Source organism: Bradyrhizobium sp. MI1.7 (genome assembly GCF_055811795.1).
On record NZ_JBVVPO010000017.1, the window covers coordinates 1 to 17,728 of the forward strand.

A 17,728-nucleotide genomic window follows, 5' to 3' on the forward strand; every position below is an offset into this window, starting at 1 on the left:
TTCAACAAAGCAGATAAAGTGGCGCAGGAGCCGCGACCTCCGAGCAAACTCCTTGCGAAGACGGAGACCATGACAAGGTCGCTGGTCGATCTTGCCAAGCTGGTAGATCTTGCCAAGCTGGTCGATCTTGCCAAGGCGAAACTGCCGACCTTGTGGCCCCGGGGGGCAATGGGCAACGATGAGGATCCGTCGGGCGATTGGCAGACCCCCGCGCGGCGAGGCTTCCTGGTCGTCTTCCTGACCTTCGGCGTATTTGGCGGCTGGACCGCCCTCGCATCGATCGACGGTGCCGTGGTGGCCCCCGGCTCCGTCGTTGTCGAGAGCGACCGTAAGGTGGTGCAGCATCTCGAGGGTGGCATCGTCCAGAACCTGTTGGTCACAGGCGATTCTCATGTCGCGGAAGGTCAGGTCCTGTTGCGGCTCGATCCGACCCAGGAGCGGGCCAAGGAAGAGATCGCACGCTCGGCGGTGTACTCGGCGGTTGCCGAGGAGGCGCGCCTACAGGCGGAATCCGAAGGCAAGGACAGCATCACGTTTCCGACCGAGCTGCTCCAGAAGACGTCCGATCCGAACGCGATACGCGCAATGGGTGATCAGAAGCGGCGCTTCGATGAACGTCGCGCTGCACGAAAGATCGAGATCTCGATCCTCGAGGAACGTATCGCGCAGGCGCAGCGGCAGATCCAGGGGAATACCGCGCAGAACAAGGGCGCGCGCGCGCAGTTCGACAGTGTCAGTCAGGAATACACCAAGCTCAAGCCGCTCGTTGATCAGGGCATCGTACCGTTCGCGCGCGTCGCCACGCTGGAGCGCTCCAGAGCCGATCTCGAGGGCAAGATCGGCGCATATGAAGCGGATATCGCTCGCTATGGCCGCATCATCGACGAGTCGCGGCTCCAGATCGATCAGGTCGGGCAGAAGGTGCTGGAGGAAGCGACCGGGAAGCTCACCGACACGCGCGCCCAGCTTGCTGATGCGCGTGAGAAGCTGCGCGTCGCGGTCGATGTTCTGGCGCGGATGGAAGTACGCGCACCGCGATCGGGGCGGATCGTGAACCTCAAGCTTCACACGATCGGTGCCGTGATCAAGGCGGGCGACGTGCTGATGGAGATCGTGCCGGACAACGACGTTCTCGTGGTGGCCGCAAGGGTGTCGGCACTTGATATCAACCACGTCCAGCTCGGCCTTCCGACCGAGGTGCGGCTTCCCTCGTTCAAGGCGCGCTCCACCCCGATCGCTGTCGGCGAGGTTCTTTCGATCTCGGCCGACGCCACGCGCGACGATGTCACCCATCAGCCCTATTACGAGGTGAAAGTCTCGGTCCAGGTGACGCAATTCCCCGACAAAGTCCGCGAGAAGCTCAAGCCGGGCATGATGGCCGACGTCCTGATCGCAACCGGAGAACGCACAATTCTTGCTTATCTGACCCAGCCGATCACGGACGCGATCCGGCGCGGGATGCGGGAGAGCTGAGAACGTGTAGGCTGTGGCTGGTCGGCCCGTGCGAGGGCCGCTGGGTTCAGGGTGCTACGCTGCAATGCCAACGATCATTGTGGAGGAAGTGCTCGAATCCGGCTATCCCTTCGCGTACGCCATGACGACGCGACCGGCGCCCGCGTAGTCCAAGACCACGCTGACATTCTCGTAAGCGTCGTTGCGTTCGAGCAGGGTTGCCACCTGTCGATCCTGGTCGCGACCCACCTCGAACAACAGCAGTCCTCCCGGCCGCAAGTAGCGAGGTGCGTCTTTTGTAACGCGCATATGGATGCTCAGTCCGTAGGGCCCGGCGGCGAATGCCTCGCGCGGCTCGTTCATGAGTAGAGAGGCGCGATCGCCTTTGAGCCGGGATTCCGAGATATAGGGTGGGTTGCAGACGATCATATCGATGGTTTGCTCGAGTTGCAGGCCTGCGAGAGCTTCGAACAGATCGCCCTGGAGCACGGTGATGCGGGTCTCGGCGCCCTGGCTCGCGGCATTGCGTCGCGCGAGCTCGACACATCCGTCAGTCAGATCGCTCGCCCAGACGCGAGCGTCGGGAATATTGAGCGCGATCGCGCATGCAAGATTGCCGGCGCCGCAGCACATGTCGACGATCCGCGGCGAGGGGAGGTGTGCTCGGCGCAGTGCTTCAACCGCGGTCCTGCCAAGTAACTCCGTCTCCGGCCGAGGCACCAGCGCGCCGGGAGCAACCTGCAGTTCGATTCCCATGAACTGGGTACGTCCTCGCTCGTAAGCCTCGGCTACATTGATCGTCTCGCTCATCGCATTCACACCTCACGCGTGACGTCCTCCCTGTCAGCCGTTCAGCCCGACTTGCGGCTATTCAGCTGGGCGGCCAGGTGCAGACCTTTGCAAATCGCCGGCGAACGGCGTCCAGACCTGTCAGTTCAAATGTTTCCTCGTAGGGCGCAGCCGTTCCAGCATACACTTTCGTCAGAAGCCGGCCCACCCCTGGCATGGAGTTGATGAAGCGAACGGCGTCGCCCGGAAAGGTGAGACTTCGTCCGCCATCAGCAACCCTCCAGCGTTGATCGACAGGCGGTTGATCATTGATCTGGAATACGACCCTTATGTCGGTGCCTGGAGTTTTGGTCCAGGAACTCGCGGCGGAGAGCAAGACCTCGGTCCGATTGGCGCGACAATGAATGGCGAGCGACGAGGGCCCATCCTTCGCGCCGGCTCGCGCGGTGGTCCGGGCGGAGATCTGCGGCTTGTGGTCCACCGGTGATGTCGTTTCGCTCAAGATCCAGTTGGGACTTTGCGGCGGAGCTTGGAAGGACTGCTCAGGTGCTTCCCCAATCTGCTCGTCGACGCAAGTCATGTGCTCCATTCCCTGAAACTGCGTACATGCCCTCGAACGATCTGGCGTGTTGCCGGCTTGCGTGCAGCTTAGATGACCGGTACCCACGAGCAAGACGGCCGCAAGGGTACCGGTTCGCTTCATCGCGATAGTCCGACTGTCGCGCTGGGCGAGCGATCGAGCCATTCCTGCGCCGGACCAAACCGGGCAAGAGTGGGGACGCTGGCGCGGAGATTCACGTCCTTCCATTTTGTATCGAAGCCAGCGGATTGCAGCCGGTCGAGCCGTCCGAACAGGTGGTCAACAAAGCGCACCATGCGCCGATAGCGATCGGTCTGCGGCTGCCAGTTGTAGGCCGCAAGAATCGTCGGGACGGCAATGGTCGCGACCCGCTTGTCCGCCGGCACGAGGTTTGGATAGTCCTTTGAATCGAGGGACGACGGAAGATAATAGTCTTCAAATCTGGGGTCGTATTCGATCGGCAGGAACTTGAAGCCATCATCCCAACGTCCTTTCAAGAAGGCGTCGACCGGCTTTGATGTGATGAAGACGACCGCTGCGATTTCGCCGCTCTTCATCTGCTGCAATGCGACCTGGTGGGGAATGAACATTTTTTCGACGTTCAGTCCCAGCCGACTGAAGATCAGCGGACCAGAATATGCGGCTGCCGTACCCTGGGTGTTGAAATTGACCTTCTTTCCCTTGAGGTCGTCGAGCGACTTGATCTCGGGACGCACGAAGACGTGCAGCTCGGCCGGGAAGAGGTTGAGAACATAGACGATGCGCTTTTCGATCGACGGAACCTGCGCCTTGTACTCGTCAAGGGCATCCATGTTGATGATCGCGGCATCAACGCCCTTGAGATAGAGCAGCGAATTGACGTTCTCGGTCGCGCCGGTCGTCACGATCGGAATGACGTGAAGCTTGTCCTCCTCGTTGGCGACGCGTGCGATCTCTGCGGCGAGCCGAAGCGGTGCGCCCTCGATAAGTCCTCCGGCGAGTCCCACCGTCCATGCATTGATACGTTCCTTTGCGGCCGTATCGGCATTCCGCGGCGCGGTCGGCGCCGGCGGGTCGCGCGGCGAGCGAGATTGGGCATTGGCAGCAAGCTGCAGGCCGACCAGTGCCAATGCGACCGTGAACGCGAGCTTACTCAATGACATGGGGCCTCTCCATTCTCTGGTCTGGCTTCCGAGGCTCGCTCCAGCAGCTATTTGAGCCCCTTGATCCGTCCTTCTGCATCTCGAATGCCGCCGGCCTGGGCTCGTTCATACAGCTCGCGCGCCTTCGCGGAATCGCCGGCGACGCCGCGAGCGTCCCAAGATTGCAGTACGTGAGGATCGTAAGTTTCGGCCAGCATAAAGGCTGCTTGCGCGCTGCCATGTCCAAGCACGTATTCCAGCAAGCCGCGGGCACCGTTGATGTCGGACTGCCGCAACAATGCGCTGGCGCGCGCGAGCAGTCGCTCCTCGTTCGCAAGCGGGCGCGGTACTCCGCTCGCGGCGGCCTGTCGCTCCACCGAGGCCATGGCCTTGGAGTCGGCACCGGGCAGGGCAGCCCCCTTTGTGATCTGCGCGCTCGGTTGCGTCGGGGCGGAGGCAGATGGCGCGGGCGGAGGCGAAGCGGCGGGCCGGAGGCTGCTCTGGCTCGGTGCGCGGCCGGTGGGCTCACGCGATGGCGCCGCCACAACCGCGGAGGCATTCCATGCGGCCAGATGATCCCGGACGGATGCGAACGTTGGGAGCGTTGCCGCGCCGCTGCCCGGTTGTTCCTTTTCGCGCTTGGCTGCGGTCTTTGCGGCGGCCTCGGCGGTTCGTGCAGCCTCCGACGTTTCAGCCCGCGCCAGGTCGCGTTGATCCTTCAGCGACGCCGCCTCGCGCGCGAGAGCGTCCGCGCGACCGCGCTGCTGTTCGACCTCGCGTTTCAGTGCCAGTTTTTGCTCGGCGTCTGCAGCTCGGGCGGCAGCCAACTCGGAGCTCGCGGTTTGCGCTGTACGGAGTTCAGCCTGAAGGGGCTGCAGCTGGCGGTCCGCGCTTTCAGCTCGGTCGCGCTGCTTCTCGACCTCTCGTTTCAGTGCCAGTTTTTGCTCGGCGTCTGCAGCTCGGGCCGCAGCCAACTCAGAGCCCGCGGTTTTCGCTGTGCGGAGTTCAGTCTGAAGGGGCTGCAGCTGGCGGTCCGCGTTCTCAGCTCTGTCTCGCTGCTTCTCGACCTCTCGTTTCAGTGCCAGTTTTTGCTCGGCGTCTGCAGCTCGGGCCGCAGCCAACTCAGAGCTCGCGGTTTTCGCTGCGCGGAGTTCAGCCTGAAGGGGCTGCAGCTGGCGGTCCGCGTTCTCAGCTCTGTCCCGCTGCTTCTCGACCTCTCGTTTCAGTGCCAGTTTTTGCTCGGCGTCTGCAGCTCGGGCCGCACCCAACTCAGAGCTCGCGGTTTGCGCTGCACGGAGTTCAGCCTGAAGGGACTGCAGCTGACGGTCCGCGCTCTCAGCTCTGTCCCGCTGCTTCTCGAGCTCGCGTGTCAGCGCCAGCTTTTGATCGACATCTGCAGCGCCGCCCCTCGCGGTCTCGGAGGCCGCGTTCCGAAGGGGGCCGAGTTCGCTGATCAGGGCTTCTGTCTTGTCCTGCTCCTGCTTTAGTTCGCGCTCGAGAGCCTGCCTTTGTGCGGCCTCCGCCGCGGCAGACTTCGTGGCTTCGGATGCTGCGTTGCGCGAGGCCTCAAGCTCCGAGCGAAGCGAGGCAAGCTGGAGGGCAAAGCGTTTGGCCCCATTCCGTCGGTCGACCGGACGCTCCTGCTTCGGTTCGGGTTCGGGCGCCTGCATAGCCTTTGAAGCCGCAACCCTTGCGACGTCGAGCTCCGCCTTCAGGAAGGAGATCTCACGTGACAGATGATCGGTCTTTTCCCGCTCCTGTTCGAGCGCCTGCGTTTGCTGAATACCAATCTCCATGGCGCGGACAGTGTGCGTCTGGGTCTGCCGCGCCGCGTCGAGCTCCACTCGAGCCGCAGCCAATTCGCGCGCAAGCTTGTTCGCTCGTTGCCGCTCCTGATCCAGCAACAGGTTCTGGTTGAGCCGCTCCGTCTCGGAAGCTGCTTGAGCCGCATTTGACACCGGGGGCGGCGTAGACGTCATGTCCTGCGCAGGGGCATCGGCAGCCGCGCGGGGCTGCTCGGTCGCGGTCTTCGCTCCGCGCGGTCCGGTCGCGGCGGGCCTGCTTCCAGCGGGCTGTGTCGCGGCGGGTCGCGCCTCGTCCGCGCGTTGGACGAGCTTCAGCCTTTGTTTAATCCCATCGATCTGCTCTGGTCCGCGCGTACATCTGCACAGATCGAGCATCGCCGGTGTGATGTAGGAGGCACCCCGGTCGCCAACGTCCTGGGATTTGGCATCGGCAGTTCCTGTCAGAACCGGCAGAAAGCAGGTGATCAGAACCACCATGAGCCGGCCGGCTCTGTCGCATGCGCGCGAGCCGTCAGCGATGTCGAACAATCCGAGTTCGCGGAACGCAAATTGCCGGTGCCTGGGCCGGCGCGCAGCTTTGCTCAGCGCGACGGCTGTTCCTTTCGACAAGTCGAATCCGTGTACCCCCATTGCGACGCCCAACTGCTTGGTAGGGACCATGATGCTTGGTAGCTTGGTAGGGATCATGATGCTTGGTAGCGATCATGGCATGTCGTTTATGACGGCGCTTTCATCGACGCGATGTCGATGTCGCAGTTGCGGTAGCCAAAACGGAGTAGTGCGCCGACAATGGGAATTAAGTAGATCGGGCGGAGCTTTGGCCAAAGCTGCTTGCCCCCACGGTTGCGCTTAAATAGCTTGCGACGTGCACGCTTCGTCACACACGCAGGAAGCACAGTCATGAGCAGATCATTTGCCATTTTTGCCGGCGTGGCGGCTGTCGGACTGGTTCTCATTAGCGGCATCGAAACCCGCGGTTCTGCGCAAACCACCCTCTCCACCAAGAATCCCGGCACTGCCGCCAGGAACGCAAATGCCAAGATGGGTGTTGCGACACCTCGGAAGCAGCCGCCGCATCGACTTGTCATCCATGTCGACGTCAACGATCCGGCCGTCATGAATCTCGCTCTCAACAACGTCAGCAACGTCGTTCAGCACTACGGCGACCTCAGTCAAAAGGTCGAAGTCGAAGTCGTCGCTTACGGGCCAGGACTGCACATGCTGCGAGACGATACCTCGCCCGTGAAGGGGCGCATCAAAATGATGACCGAAACAACGCCCGAGCTTACGTTCTCGGCCTGCGGAAATACACGAGAGAACATGACCAAGAATGAGGGCAAAGAAGTGCCTCTCATCACGCAGGCGAAGGTCACCAAATCCGGGGTTGTTCGCCTGATGGAGCTTCAGGAGCAGGGCTGGAGCTACCTGCGGCCCTGATGATCGTACGCGGCACCCCCAAGCGCGAGACGGCGGGTTCGAGCCAGGTTTGAGCCGAACCCGCGTGATCTCCCCGTGCTGTCCTGTGGTGGGCAGGACCGACCCCTCAAAAAGCATTGTGTTGTGGATCAGGAGCAGGACGCCCCGATCGCGCGCTCGATGACGGGGCGATTGATCGAGAGGTGGGGCTCGACCACCAGATCAAGATGTCCCCCGGCGATCGGAATCACGTCCAGTTCTTCAAACAGGGAGTCCCATCCGAGGCGCGGCGTCACGCCAGGCCGATGGCAGGCAAAGACAGTTCCCTTGATGGCCAGACGAGGCTTGGCATCCTCGACCCAGCGTCCGAACGCGCGCATCCGGAGAATCTCCTCGAGCTCGAGCCTGAGCATGAAGCGCGTGTTTGCCAGGCGGGGCCATGTAATGGTGTCGATGAGCCTGCAGAATCGAGCCTCCTGGCCCAAGCGAGCGGCGAACTTCGCCACCGAGCGACAGAACATGCGGTAGATCGTCACTCGATGGGATCGAATCCGCTGTAGCGTGCGAGAGAGGGCTTCTCGGTGATTTGCTCTGCGAGGGCCGACATTGGTGTCGAGGATGCCCAGGAATTTGACGGCACGACCTTGTTCGATCAACCGGCTTGCGACTTCGAAGGCGACGCCGCCGCCCAGGGAATAGCCGATCATTCGGACGTCGCCGCGTGGTTGGGCTGCATTGATCTGCTCGACGGCCATCGCGGCCATCTCCTGCACGGAATCGCGTCCCGCGAGGCTCCAGCTCAGATCTGGATAGCGAATCGGAATCACCCGCGCCACCTTGCCGAGCTGAGCGCCAAATGCGGCCATGCTCGGGCCATAGCCCATGGAGCCGGGCAGTATGACAAGACCTGGGAGAATCTGGTCGTTGAGACGCTGCCGCACCGGTGGCTCCACCGTCGCGATAGCCCGGATCATGTCTTCGGCGCTCATATCGACCGTGAACGCTTCCATGCTGACTTCGCGGCCGATGAGGTCTTCGATATCCATGACGCAGCGCAGGAGCTTTAGGGAATCGCCGCCGGCCTCATCCCAGCGTCCGGCAGCTTCCGGCACGCCGAGGATACTGGTCCACACCTGCTGCACGATCCTGTTGGCCTCGGCCATTCCTTGCATCGTCGGCACAGGCGCGGGCGAGGTCGTTTTGCTCTCGAGATCGAGCAGTTTCAGCTTGGCGTGATCGATCTTACCTCCTGGAAGGCGCGGCATCTCCTGTATCTCGTGCAGCCTGGTCGGATGCAAAGCCGCAGGAACAGCCTGCCGGATGCTGTTGCGAACGTCGGTCCTGAAGTGCGCTTTTGGCGGATCGGCCGGCGATGCAAACAGGACCAGCTCGTTCGCGTCCGTCACGACGGCGACAGCGTCCTTCACATAGGTGAGCTTGCGCAACGCACTCTCGAGCTCGGCCGGCTCAACGCGCTGGCCATTGATCTTGAGCTGGCGTCCCTTCCGTCCAACGATCCGCATCAGTCCGTGCGTATCCACGATGACGAGGTCGCCGGTCTGATAGATGCGAGACTTTGGGTCATCCGGGGAGGGCGATGCCGGAGAAAGCCGTCCGTCTTCCCAGTATCCGAGCATGACGTACCTGCTCTTGATTACCAGTTCGCCGACTTCACCCTGCTGGGCGGGCTTCCCACTTTCGTCGACCACGGCGTACGATATGCCGGGAAGCAGGTAGCCAACAGGAACGCTGACGCCGTCCTCTCGCCATTGCTTGGGAAGAAACCACTGGGTGCCGGTGGTTTCCGTCGACAGATAGCTGACCTGGATGAAGCAACCCGGTGGTATCGCTCGCCGAACGAGCGCGATATCGGTCCACAGGACCTTCTCCCCGCCGATGCGGATCATGCGAAGCGAGTCGAGATCGCCTGGCCGGCTTGCGTTGATCAGTGCGCGCACCAGGGCTGGTACAACGTATGTAATCGTCACCTGTTGCGTGGTGATCTGGCGAAGAACGCTGCGCAATCCGAGCGCCTCGACGTCGACGATGTGCAGTCTTGCCCCCGTCAACAAAGCCGACAGCATCTCCCGGCAACCAGCGATCGTGGTGGGGCCGCTCAGAGGCATGAAGACGTCTGCTGCACCTATGTGGCAGGCGTCCACATATTGCTGGACGCGCTGGAGCAGGTTGCGTTGGCTGTTCACGACCCCCTTCGGAGCTCCGGTGCTGCCGGAGGTATAGAGCACTACGGCAGGCGCATCGACCGAAACCTTGGGGAGTGTTGAAGTTGCTGCGGAAGGGTCGCTGGCGCCGGCGACGTCGAGCCAGCGCAGGCCGTGCTGTTGGATCCACCCGGCGGAGCTGTCGCCGTCTTGCCCGATCAGCACGGAAATCCGGGCGGCCGCGGCGATAGCCGTGAGCCGCTGAACTGGATCGCGGGGATTGAGTGGGACAAGGACTCGTCCGGCCGCCATGCAGGCCAGCATAGCGATCGGCTGCCAGGCCGAGCTGCGCAATAGCCATCCGACGGCTTCCTGCTCCGGGATCAGCGCGCTGATCGCCTGGGCCAAGGTCAAGACGCGGGACAACAGCTGCGCGTACGTGAAGCTGTGATTGCCGTCGCTGATTGCGACCCTGTCGGCGAACTTCGCCGTCACCGCAATCAGGTGTTCGATGGCGGGAACGCAGGCAAAGCCGGCTTCCAGGGGATCGAATGATCGATCGACCGGACCGTTCAGATCGAGAGGGACTTCCACAGGGCTCAGCCAGCTCAGCGTCGCTGGAGCTTGCTGAACGGTCGAGGGCAGGTGCGCGTCAAGGGCGTCGCATGGATCGCCCGACGGATCGCCAGATATCTGAAGCCGCATCACCGTACCCGTCATTTTGCTGTCCCAACGTATTTAATCAGGCCTGGGCACGCATACTTCAAACGAAGGATGCCGGTTTCGCAGCCACCGTCTGGTCGATCGGCTGGCTGCCATATCGGAAGACCCGGGTGATTAACCCAAGCCGCCTGGGGTCATTGCCGTGGTCTCAGGCCAGATTCAGCGTGGTCGGAAACATTGATTACAGGTTCGATGCTTGTCCACCGTACCGCCGTTGTTTTGAAGCTGCGATAGTAATGCATCAAAGTCGATGTTGATGACGGCTCCAGATCCGAGGGCGCGAGCTCGGACGGTACTCCGTGCGTCAGGACACACCAGAGCTTGACACGAGAATCGAGATCCGACGTCCCGGCAAACCGGGTCAAAGTGCTTCGCACGACGTCGCGGCTCGTGCTTCCGGCGCGGACGGCAAGTAGAACGTGATCCGCCCAGGAGGCGAGGAGGCGCACTTCCGGCGCATCATCCAGCGATGGTGCGTTGATGACGACGAGATCGTAGGTGTTTCTGAAGTGCTCGAACAGCGAGGCGACTTTCGGACCCGCCAACGGCCCCAGGCGACTGCCCTCGGACAATCTTGACGATATGTAGTCGAGTCCAAGCTCCGGGATGTGCTGGACGGCCTTGGCGGCCGCTCCGTCGTGCGCCAACAGCTTGAACAGATCTGCAGCCTCGCCGCCGACGCGCCGGGGCAATTGAGAGAAATCCAGGAACAGAACGCGCTGTCCGAGTTGCGCCGCACAAAAGCCGAAACTCCAGGCGATCGCGCTCTTGCCTTCACCGTGCAAGCTGGATGTCACCAGGATGACATGCGGCGTCTGTGGCGAGACCGGATCGGCGGCCATGAGGGATACGACGGTCGAGCGAACGGCCCTGTTATGCGAGACAGCCGATTGCTCTACGAAGCGCTGCGGCGAGATGCTCAGCTCCGGCGGGATCGAGGGGATCAACCCGACGCACGGGATGTCCAATGCCTCTGCAGCTTCCGCCTCCGTGTGCAGACTTCGATCGAAGTACTTCAGGATGATCGCGACGAGGCATGCCAGGAGAGCGAAGATAATCGTGATCGGTGGAACAAGGAGGAACGGGTTCAACGAGCTCGGAAAGTCGGGTGGCGGGGCGTCCGCGATGACGGTCACGTCTGGCTCGGCGACCACGCCCTTCGTGGTGAGATCCTGTCGCTTTCGTATCAGTGTTTCATATTGCTGCGCCAGCGTGGTGATTTTCCACTCCAGCGCGGCGGCGGCCTGTGCGGCTGCCGGTGATGACGAGGTCTGACCTGAGTGACTGGCGTCCCATTCCGCCTTCGCCGTCGACAATTCGCGCTGAACATTCGCCGATTGTGCTGCGATGGCGTCCAGAGCCTGGAGCTCCACGGCCCGCTTCTGCCGGACTAGCTCGTCAGCGTAGGATCGGGCGACCAGGTTTGCGACGTCTGCGGCCCGTTGTGGATTGGGGTCGCTGGCAATTACGCTGATAACTCTGGACCGGCGCTCCTGGCTGACCTTCAGGCGCCCTTTCAATGCTGCCACCGCCGCGCCGTCGCTCGGTTGGTCTTTCCGGAAGGAGAGGAACCCCTTTATCTTTGACAAGGCAGTGCGGAGCATCGAAGCCGTGCCGTTCTCGTTGGCCGGGTTGTCGAGCATCCTCAGTGCCGGCAGGAGCCGCCGCAGATACGCATCGGATGACATGACCGTTACGTGCGTATCGATCGTCGGGTCGTCCGAACCGCCAGTCGGCGTGGAATTGCCGGGTGCACCGGCATTGTCGGCCGCTCCGCCACTTCGAGCGCTCACGACAAGCTGTGCCGTTGCGAGATAGGTGGGTGACATGAAAATACTACCGAGCACTGCGAGCAGCGCGCCCGCGCCGATCATTTTGACGATGAAGAGCTTGTATCGCCTGATGCTCTCGAAGACATGCTTGAATGCTGCGATGGCGTCATCGGGAGGTGACTCGTCGCCTTTTGACCGGCCCTGGGACAGGACAGTCACCGGCAGAATCCGTTTATTTGTGAACGCTTCCATCGCCTGCTCCTTATTGCGCCGGTTCCATCACGCCTGCTGTTCGCGAAGGCCCGGAGGTAACTGCTGAGTCGAGCCAGGACTGCAGCATCAAGACAGCCCACAGCGGTCGTGAGAAATCGCGGCGACCGCTAAGATGTTGAAGCCAGCACTCCTGCACGCGGGAAACGTCCAGAAGATGCTGGTTGCGAAGGCGCGACTCCGAAAGGAGGTCCGACGCCCACGAACGAAGCGGTCCCTTCAGCCAGGAGCCGATCGGCACGTCAAAGCCCTGTTTCGGTCGCTCGAAGAGGTGGCGCGGCAGGTAACGGCCAAGGACCTGGCGCAGGAGCCATTTTCCCTGGCCATGACGCACCTTCGCCGAATTCGGCAGCGCCCAGCTGAACTCGACAACGCGATGATCCAGAAGCGGGCAGCGAGCCTCCAGGCTCGTGGCCATGCTCGCGCGATCAAGCTTCACGAGAATATCGCTCGGGAGATATCCAAGCATATCCCGAACGATAAAATCAGACAGCAGATCGTTGAGCGGCGGGATCGTGTCCGGCTCCGAGCCTGCCTGGGTCCGCGTCAACTGCAGTTCGGAGAGCCGCGTCGACCGACGGTACATCTCGCCGACGTCGTTGCTGCCGATAAGATCTGCCAGGCGGTTGATCCGGTCGCCGTGTGTCATCCTCTGCAACCAACCTGGAAGACGAAGTGTTTCGACGACGCTTTCGCGCATGCCGCGCCCGAGCAGCGCCACACCGCTCGCGGCCATGGTCCGGATCGATCGGTTGGAGTTCAGCAGAGGCGCTAAACGGGCGGAAAGTACGTGCCTGGAATACCCTCCGAAGCACTCGTCACCTCCGTCGCCCGAAAGCGCAACGGTGACGTCCTGCCGTGCAAGTCGAGATAGAAGCAGTGTCGGGATCTGCGATTCATCGGCAAACGGCTCGTCCCAGATGGTTGGAAGTTCGGGGATGACCGCTCTGGCGTCCGCGGAGGTGAGACGTAGCTCGGTATGGCTGGTGCCGAGGTGCCGCGCCACGGCCGCAGCGTTAGCCGTTTCATCAAAGGCGCGCTCACCGAATCCGATCGTGAAGGTCCGTACCGGGCGCGCCGATTGGGCCTGCATCAGGGCCACGACGGTCGAACTGTCTATTCCGCCCGACAGGAACAGCCCGACCGGAACGTCGGCAACCATTCGGTCGGCGACCGCGGCCTTGAGCAGATCGCAAGCCTGGGAGACGAGTTGCTGGTCATCTGCAGTGGCGAGCGCTGCGCGGCCCGTGTGCGCGACATCGGCCAACGACCACCAGGAGCGCGCGCGTTCTTGTAGAGCTGCGGCATCCCGGCAGACCAAGAGGTCCTCGGCACGGATCGATAGGGCGCCCCCGGGTGGAATCTTGAAGACGCCTCGCCATATGCACTGGTCTTCCGGCAACCATCCGCGCGATAGAAACTCCGCAACCGCGCCCGGGTCGATCTCCTGGTGAAAGTCGGGGAATGCCGCGATGGCCTTCAACTCCGACGCGAACACGACCGCATTTGACGTCCGCGCGACGTAGAGCGGCTTTTTCCCCATTCGATCGCGGGCCAGGTGCAGCGTGCGGTTCCGGCGATCCCACAGGCCGATTGCGAACATACCATTGCAGCGCTGGAGAGCCTTCTCCAGGCCCCATTTCTCGATCAGGGCCAGCAAGACCTCCGTATCACTATTGCCGGTGAAGCGCTTGCCTGCGCCCTCGAGCTCTTGCCGCAATGGCTTGTAGTTGTAGATCTCGCCGTTGAACGTAATGACGAAGCGGCCGTCGCTCGAAAGCATTGGCTGCCGGCCCGCATCGGAGAGATCGATGATGGACAGCCTGCGATGCCCGAACGCAACGCCGGCGTCACGATCGCTCCAGAACCCGTCCGCATCAGGACCGCGGTGGCGCAGGCGAGCCGTCATCGGCCCGATCGCCGCCAGGTCGGCGGATCGAGAAGCATGCGGCGTCTGAAGTATTCCTGTAATTCCACACATTGCTTAACTTCCAACTCGCGCTTGCGCCAATGAGCGCCGATCCGAGCCCAGGATGAGGCCCAGCGTGACGGCAAACCACACGGTCGGGTGCCGCAGAATGAAATGGCTGATGCTGAAGACGGCGAGTGCAAAGATCAGGACAGCCAAGGCGTCGAGCCGTGCGCGAAGCAGGAGCGCAAACGTGCCGACAAGCAGGCTGACAATGGCGATCACGCCAGGCAGTCCACCTTGGGTGAACACGTCCAGGAGGGTGCTGTGAGCTTCCACCGGGAGTGCTACGCCCTTGTCCGTGATTCCGCTTGGCTTCTCCAGATGCGGCCCGGGCCCAAGGCCAAGCGACCCGGACTCCAGTCCGGCATGCAAGGCGTCTTGCCAAAGACTTAGCCGCAGATTGGCGGTTGCCTTCGTTGCCTCACCGCCACGATCCTTCATCATGCCGGCGGCCAGCCCCTCGACATCATTCGCCGTTGCCATCCCGTAGGGGAGCAGTGAGAGCGAAAGGGGAATTATGGCGACAACGACGATCGCTGCAGCTGCGAAACGCAAACTCCATCGATGTTCGGGGGATGTCAGCCAGCTTCGCAAGCGCAGCGCAATGAGCAGCGGTATCGACAGCGACATCGAGATAAGAAAGGTATCGCTCTTCGTCAGCCGGCCGACGACGAATGTTACGATGCAGCTAAACACTGCGACGAACCGGCCAAACCGCTTGGCCGTCAGAGCCATGTGAAGCGAGAGTGGTGTCAAAACCGCACAGTAGATTGCAAGCTGGTTTGGATTCTCCGACCACCCGCGGAACCGGTCCCAATACCATGGATCGACCGACGAGATGCTGAGGTAGCCCCAGCCCAATGCAAGTTGCACCGCCACGGCGACGATCCAGAATCCGATCAGGAACCACAGCGATTGGCGTAGGGTATCCTCGGGTCTCAACGTTGCAGCCACCAGGCACGTGAGGGCCGCCACGAGGAGATATGCGAAGATGTCGTGCACGACGAGCTCTGGGTCGACGATCTCCGGGCGCAGCAATGCAAGGAAGCCCCCGAAACTCTGAATCAAGACAAAGCAGCCCCAGAATACAACGAGCCAGAGCAGAGCTTGGGGGTTGTAAATTCTTGAACCCACCAAGAGATGCAGGGATGCGAGACCGAGCCAGAGGACGAGGCAGGCTTCCCCGATGCCCAGGGGGAAGCTGGGAAGACGCAGCTGCGAGGCTGTCCCAAGCACGAGGCCAAGCGCAAGAAGGGCACTGCCGATCATTGTATTTCACTGCTGCTGTGCGCCGCCGGCCGCCAGCCACTGGAATAGCTGCGGGGAAGCAGCTGCGTGTAAAGCTCGGCATAGCGATCGGCGACGACGTTGAGGTCGAACTCCTTGCGCACCACGTTGATCGAGCGTTGACCCATCGTCTTTGCACGCGCGGAATCCTGAAGAAGGTCGAGAATTGAGGCCGCGAGCGCGCGCGGGTCGCGCGGCGCTACAAGTTTACCGTTCCAGTCCTCGCGGACCACGTCATCGCACCCCGGCATGCGGGAGGCGACGATTGGTACGCCAGCCAATCCGGCTTCCAAAAGAACACGGGGAATGCCTTCGCGATATTCAGTCGGAAAGGCAAAGAGGTCGGCGATTCCCAGAAGCGCGGGAATATCCGATCTGGCGCCGGTCGCAATCACATATGGTGCGTGCGCCTCGATCAGCTCCTGACCTACGGCGAATGGACCCTCGCTTTCGCGCGGACCGACGAGCAGAAAGCGGACATTCGGGCGGACCTCATGCACGAGCTTTGCCGCTTCGAGGAGCGTTGTGATTCCTTTTTGGACAGTTAATCGGCTTACTGTCAGGACAATCTCGGCATCGCCGAGCCCGAGTTCGGCGCGCAGCGCGGCAGGCGAGGCCGTTCGCGCTTGCGCCGCTTCGAAAGCGCCGACATCGATCCCCGAGCTTCCGATGATAACAGATGAGCTCTTTCCAAGCAGGCGGTGTCGTTTAAAGAAGCTGCTGTCGGCCTTGTTCTGGAAAACCGTCGCCGCGGTCCAGCAAGCAGCCAGGCGTTGCATCGCCAGATAGACGGGGCGGAAGGCCAAGGCTCTCAGTTCTGTCGATGAGAATACCCATCCCATTCCGTTGATCGTGCGCACAACCGGTACGGAGCCGCGAAGCGCCAGCGGCGCAAACAGATTGGGCTTGGTATCAAACGTCTGGATCACGTCGGGCCGAGCGCTCTTCACGAGCCGCGTCAGTTGACCCATGGCCGCGCGATCGGCAAAGCCGACGCCAAATCTGTCGAACTGATATTGATGATACGGGATTCCGGTCTTCGCGAATGCAGATGCTGCACCAGTGCCGGCCGCGCTCACGCGCAGGCCGCGGTTCTGCAGAGCCGCCAGGAACGGGATACGCAAAGCGTGATCCTCGCCTCCTACGCAAAGCAAGTGCAGCGCCATGTTGGTTCCTTCTAGCCCTTTGAGCAATCCCGCCAAGATGTTAATCTTTGCGGAGGCCCCCGGTTTTCCCGGCGAAAGTTTGACAGGATCAGGTTAGGACGTGGCCGCGGCCTGTCTTCATTCATTCGCATGACAGCGGAAGTGAGCGGTTGGCGGACGTGCTCGAACAGGGCTGAAAAGACGACGCGGCGCGAGTGCATGTTTGCTGAACGCGCCGCGAAGCACGTCGATCTCCGACCAGTCGAGACAACGCGACACCGTATTCCGCGTCCACGCTAGGGCAGGACGGCGAGGCGGCCCAGTAACGCGATCAGGTCTGCTTGCCGGCGTGTCTGTGTTTTGACAAACAGGGAAGCCAACTGGGAGCGTACTGTCGTTCGACTCAATCGTCGCGAACGAGCAATGTCGATCAGGTTGTTGCCTCGCGCCAACTCGAGAGCAAGCTGGGTTTCGGCAGCGGTGAATCCAAACAATCGCTGCAGCGTCCGCGGCGAAGGCTCCGGATGCGCGTCGAGATCCAGCAGGATCAATGCGATGGTCTCGTCGGACCACGCATTCGCGACCTGGTTGATCAGCGCGGTAAATCCTTCCTTGGTGGATGTTGCCAACCAGGAAGTCGAGCCTGCCGGAAACTGTGCGCCGGCGCGGTGGACCAGTTGCTTGACGGCGCCATAGAGCGTTTCGTGGCTCGCATCCACGCGCGCTTCGCGTTCCAATATTGCACGGCCGGCCGGACTGAGCTCGATAACCTTGCCGCGTCTGAGCAAGACCTGTCCGCAGCCGATCCGCGCGAGCACCCCGCGCAAGCCGTCCTGCTTGGGGTTCTGGGCGTCAGAGTGAGCAGATGAAACGGGACTGGAAATATTGAATATCGATTCAGAAGAATGACGCTGTAGAGCAATGGTAGACCTTGGCAATGCTTGGCTTAAGTTCAACATTTTATTCCCCCGGCCGCGCTGACCCGATGGAGTGAACGTGCCACAAAGATTCCCAACTTCTGCCACGCCTGGCAACGTTGAATGGGGGGTAACCCCGCGGCCGTCGGAGGGGGTGAAAGTTGCCGATCTTCCGGGCATCGACCCGGTTGTGATCAACGAAGAGGTAGCAACGCGGGTTGAAGGGGTAGCAAGGCGGGTTTAAGCCTCGCGGGAGCAGCCATGGGGGTATGCGGAAGCTACTCCTGAAGGAGCGCCCTGCTTACTCTTAAGGGAGT

The 17,728-nt window shown here is 61.9% G+C and carries 12 protein-coding genes; 2 read left to right on the forward strand and 10 right to left on the reverse strand.

Features of this window, described 5'->3' with window-relative positions:
• Positions 1–168 precede the first annotated feature (168 nt).
• Positions 169–1,473 (forward strand): HlyD family type I secretion periplasmic adaptor subunit, encoded by a 1,305-nt coding sequence (locus AC0L3X_RS17665; protein WP_063986522.1) that lies wholly within the window; start codon positions 169–171, stop codon positions 1,471–1,473.
• Between the two features lie 102 nt (positions 1,474–1,575).
• Here the strand turns inward: AC0L3X_RS17665 and AC0L3X_RS17670 are convergent, their stop codons facing one another.
• The 4 genes from AC0L3X_RS17670 to AC0L3X_RS17685 form a co-directional block, all read right to left on the reverse strand.
• The gene (locus AC0L3X_RS17670) at positions 1,576–2,262 is read right to left on the reverse strand and encodes a N5-glutamine methyltransferase family protein (RefSeq protein ID WP_063984334.1); all 687 of its coding nucleotides are present in this window, start codon (positions 2,260–2,262) and stop codon (positions 1,576–1,578) included.
• A 61-nt stretch (positions 2,263–2,323) separates the two neighbouring features.
• Entirely contained in the window at positions 2,324–2,821 is a 498-nt protein-coding gene (locus tag AC0L3X_RS17675) for a hypothetical protein (RefSeq protein ID WP_187387758.1), read from the reverse strand.
• A gap of 119 nt (positions 2,822–2,940) precedes the next feature.
• Positions 2,941–3,963, reverse strand: a complete 1,023-nt coding sequence (locus tag AC0L3X_RS17680; protein ID WP_063984332.1) for a TAXI family TRAP transporter solute-binding subunit — start codon at positions 3,961–3,963, stop codon at positions 2,941–2,943.
• A 47-nt stretch (positions 3,964–4,010) separates the two neighbouring features.
• A complete protein-coding gene (locus tag AC0L3X_RS17685) occupies positions 4,011–6,434 on the reverse strand; it encodes a coiled-coil domain-containing protein (RefSeq protein WP_063984331.1) in 2,424 nt (807 codons plus the stop codon).
• A gap of 213 nt (positions 6,435–6,647) precedes the next feature.
• Between AC0L3X_RS17685 and AC0L3X_RS17690 the strand changes: the two genes are divergently transcribed.
• Positions 6,648–7,184, forward strand: coding sequence for a DsrE family protein (locus AC0L3X_RS17690; protein ID WP_063984330.1), 537 nt, complete (start codon positions 6,648–6,650; stop codon positions 7,182–7,184).
• Between the two features lie 128 nt (positions 7,185–7,312).
• Here AC0L3X_RS17690 and AC0L3X_RS17695 read toward each other — a convergent pair whose 3' ends face one another.
• The 6 genes from AC0L3X_RS17695 to AC0L3X_RS17720 all read right to left on the reverse strand — a co-directional run bounded on the left by AC0L3X_RS17695 (position 7,313) and on the right by AC0L3X_RS17720 (position 17,453).
• A complete protein-coding gene (locus tag AC0L3X_RS17695; protein ID WP_063984329.1) occupies positions 7,313–10,045 on the reverse strand; it encodes a non-ribosomal peptide synthetase in 2,733 nt (910 codons plus the stop codon).
• 137 nt (positions 10,046–10,182) lie between these two features.
• Complete coding sequence (locus AC0L3X_RS17700) at positions 10,183–12,072, reverse strand: GumC domain-containing protein (protein ID WP_063984328.1); 1,890 nt, start codon at positions 12,070–12,072, stop codon at positions 10,183–10,185.
• A 10-nt stretch (positions 12,073–12,082) separates the two neighbouring features.
• Positions 12,083–14,071 (reverse strand): asparagine synthase (glutamine-hydrolyzing), encoded by a 1,989-nt coding sequence (gene asnB, locus AC0L3X_RS17705; protein ID WP_063984327.1) that lies wholly within the window; start codon positions 14,069–14,071, stop codon positions 12,083–12,085.
• 3 nt (positions 14,072–14,074) lie between these two features.
• Positions 14,075–15,331, reverse strand: a complete 1,257-nt coding sequence (locus AC0L3X_RS17710) for an O-antigen ligase family protein (RefSeq protein ID WP_063984326.1) — start codon at positions 15,329–15,331, stop codon at positions 14,075–14,077.
• Complete coding sequence (locus AC0L3X_RS17715) at positions 15,328–16,515, reverse strand: glycosyltransferase (protein ID WP_063984325.1); 1,188 nt, start codon at positions 16,513–16,515, stop codon at positions 15,328–15,330. Before AC0L3X_RS17715 ends, AC0L3X_RS17710 begins: the two co-directional genes overlap by 4 nt.
• A gap of 275 nt (positions 16,516–16,790) precedes the next feature.
• Positions 16,791–17,453 carry a helix-turn-helix transcriptional regulator gene (locus tag AC0L3X_RS17720; protein WP_144030703.1) on the reverse strand — a complete coding sequence of 221 codons (663 nt, stop codon included), beginning with the start codon at positions 17,451–17,453 and terminating at the stop codon, positions 16,791–16,793.
• Positions 17,454–17,728: the final 275 nt, after the last annotated feature.

Coding starts and splice junctions, on each gene's coding strand:
- AC0L3X_RS17665 (WP_063986522.1), top strand. CDS start 169: ATGGGCAACGATGAGGATCCGTCGGGCGATTGGCAGACCCCCGCGCGG.
- AC0L3X_RS17670 (WP_063984334.1), bottom strand. CDS start 2,262: ATGAGCGAGACGATCAATGTAGCCGAGGCTTACGAGCGAGGACGTACC.
- AC0L3X_RS17675 (WP_187387758.1), bottom strand. CDS start 2,821: ATGACTTGCGTCGACGAGCAGATTGGGGAAGCACCTGAGCAGTCCTTC.
- AC0L3X_RS17680 (WP_063984332.1), bottom strand. CDS start 3,963: ATGTCATTGAGTAAGCTCGCGTTCACGGTCGCATTGGCACTGGTCGGC.
- AC0L3X_RS17685 (WP_063984331.1), bottom strand. CDS start 6,434: ATGATCCCTACCAAGCTACCAAGCATCATGGTCCCTACCAAGCAGTTG.
- AC0L3X_RS17690 (WP_063984330.1), top strand. CDS start 6,648: ATGAGCAGATCATTTGCCATTTTTGCCGGCGTGGCGGCTGTCGGACTG.
- AC0L3X_RS17695 (WP_063984329.1), bottom strand. CDS start 10,045: ATGACGGGTACGGTGATGCGGCTTCAGATATCTGGCGATCCGTCGGGC.
- AC0L3X_RS17700 (WP_063984328.1), bottom strand. CDS start 12,072: ATGGAAGCGTTCACAAATAAACGGATTCTGCCGGTGACTGTCCTGTCC.
- asnB (WP_063984327.1), bottom strand. CDS start 14,071: ATGTGTGGAATTACAGGAATACTTCAGACGCCGCATGCTTCTCGATCC.
- AC0L3X_RS17710 (WP_063984326.1), bottom strand. CDS start 15,331: ATGATCGGCAGTGCCCTTCTTGCGCTTGGCCTCGTGCTTGGGACAGCC.
- AC0L3X_RS17715 (WP_063984325.1), bottom strand. CDS start 16,515: ATGGCGCTGCACTTGCTTTGCGTAGGAGGCGAGGATCACGCTTTGCGT.
- AC0L3X_RS17720 (WP_144030703.1), bottom strand. CDS start 17,453: ATGTTGAACTTAAGCCAAGCATTGCCAAGGTCTACCATTGCTCTACAG.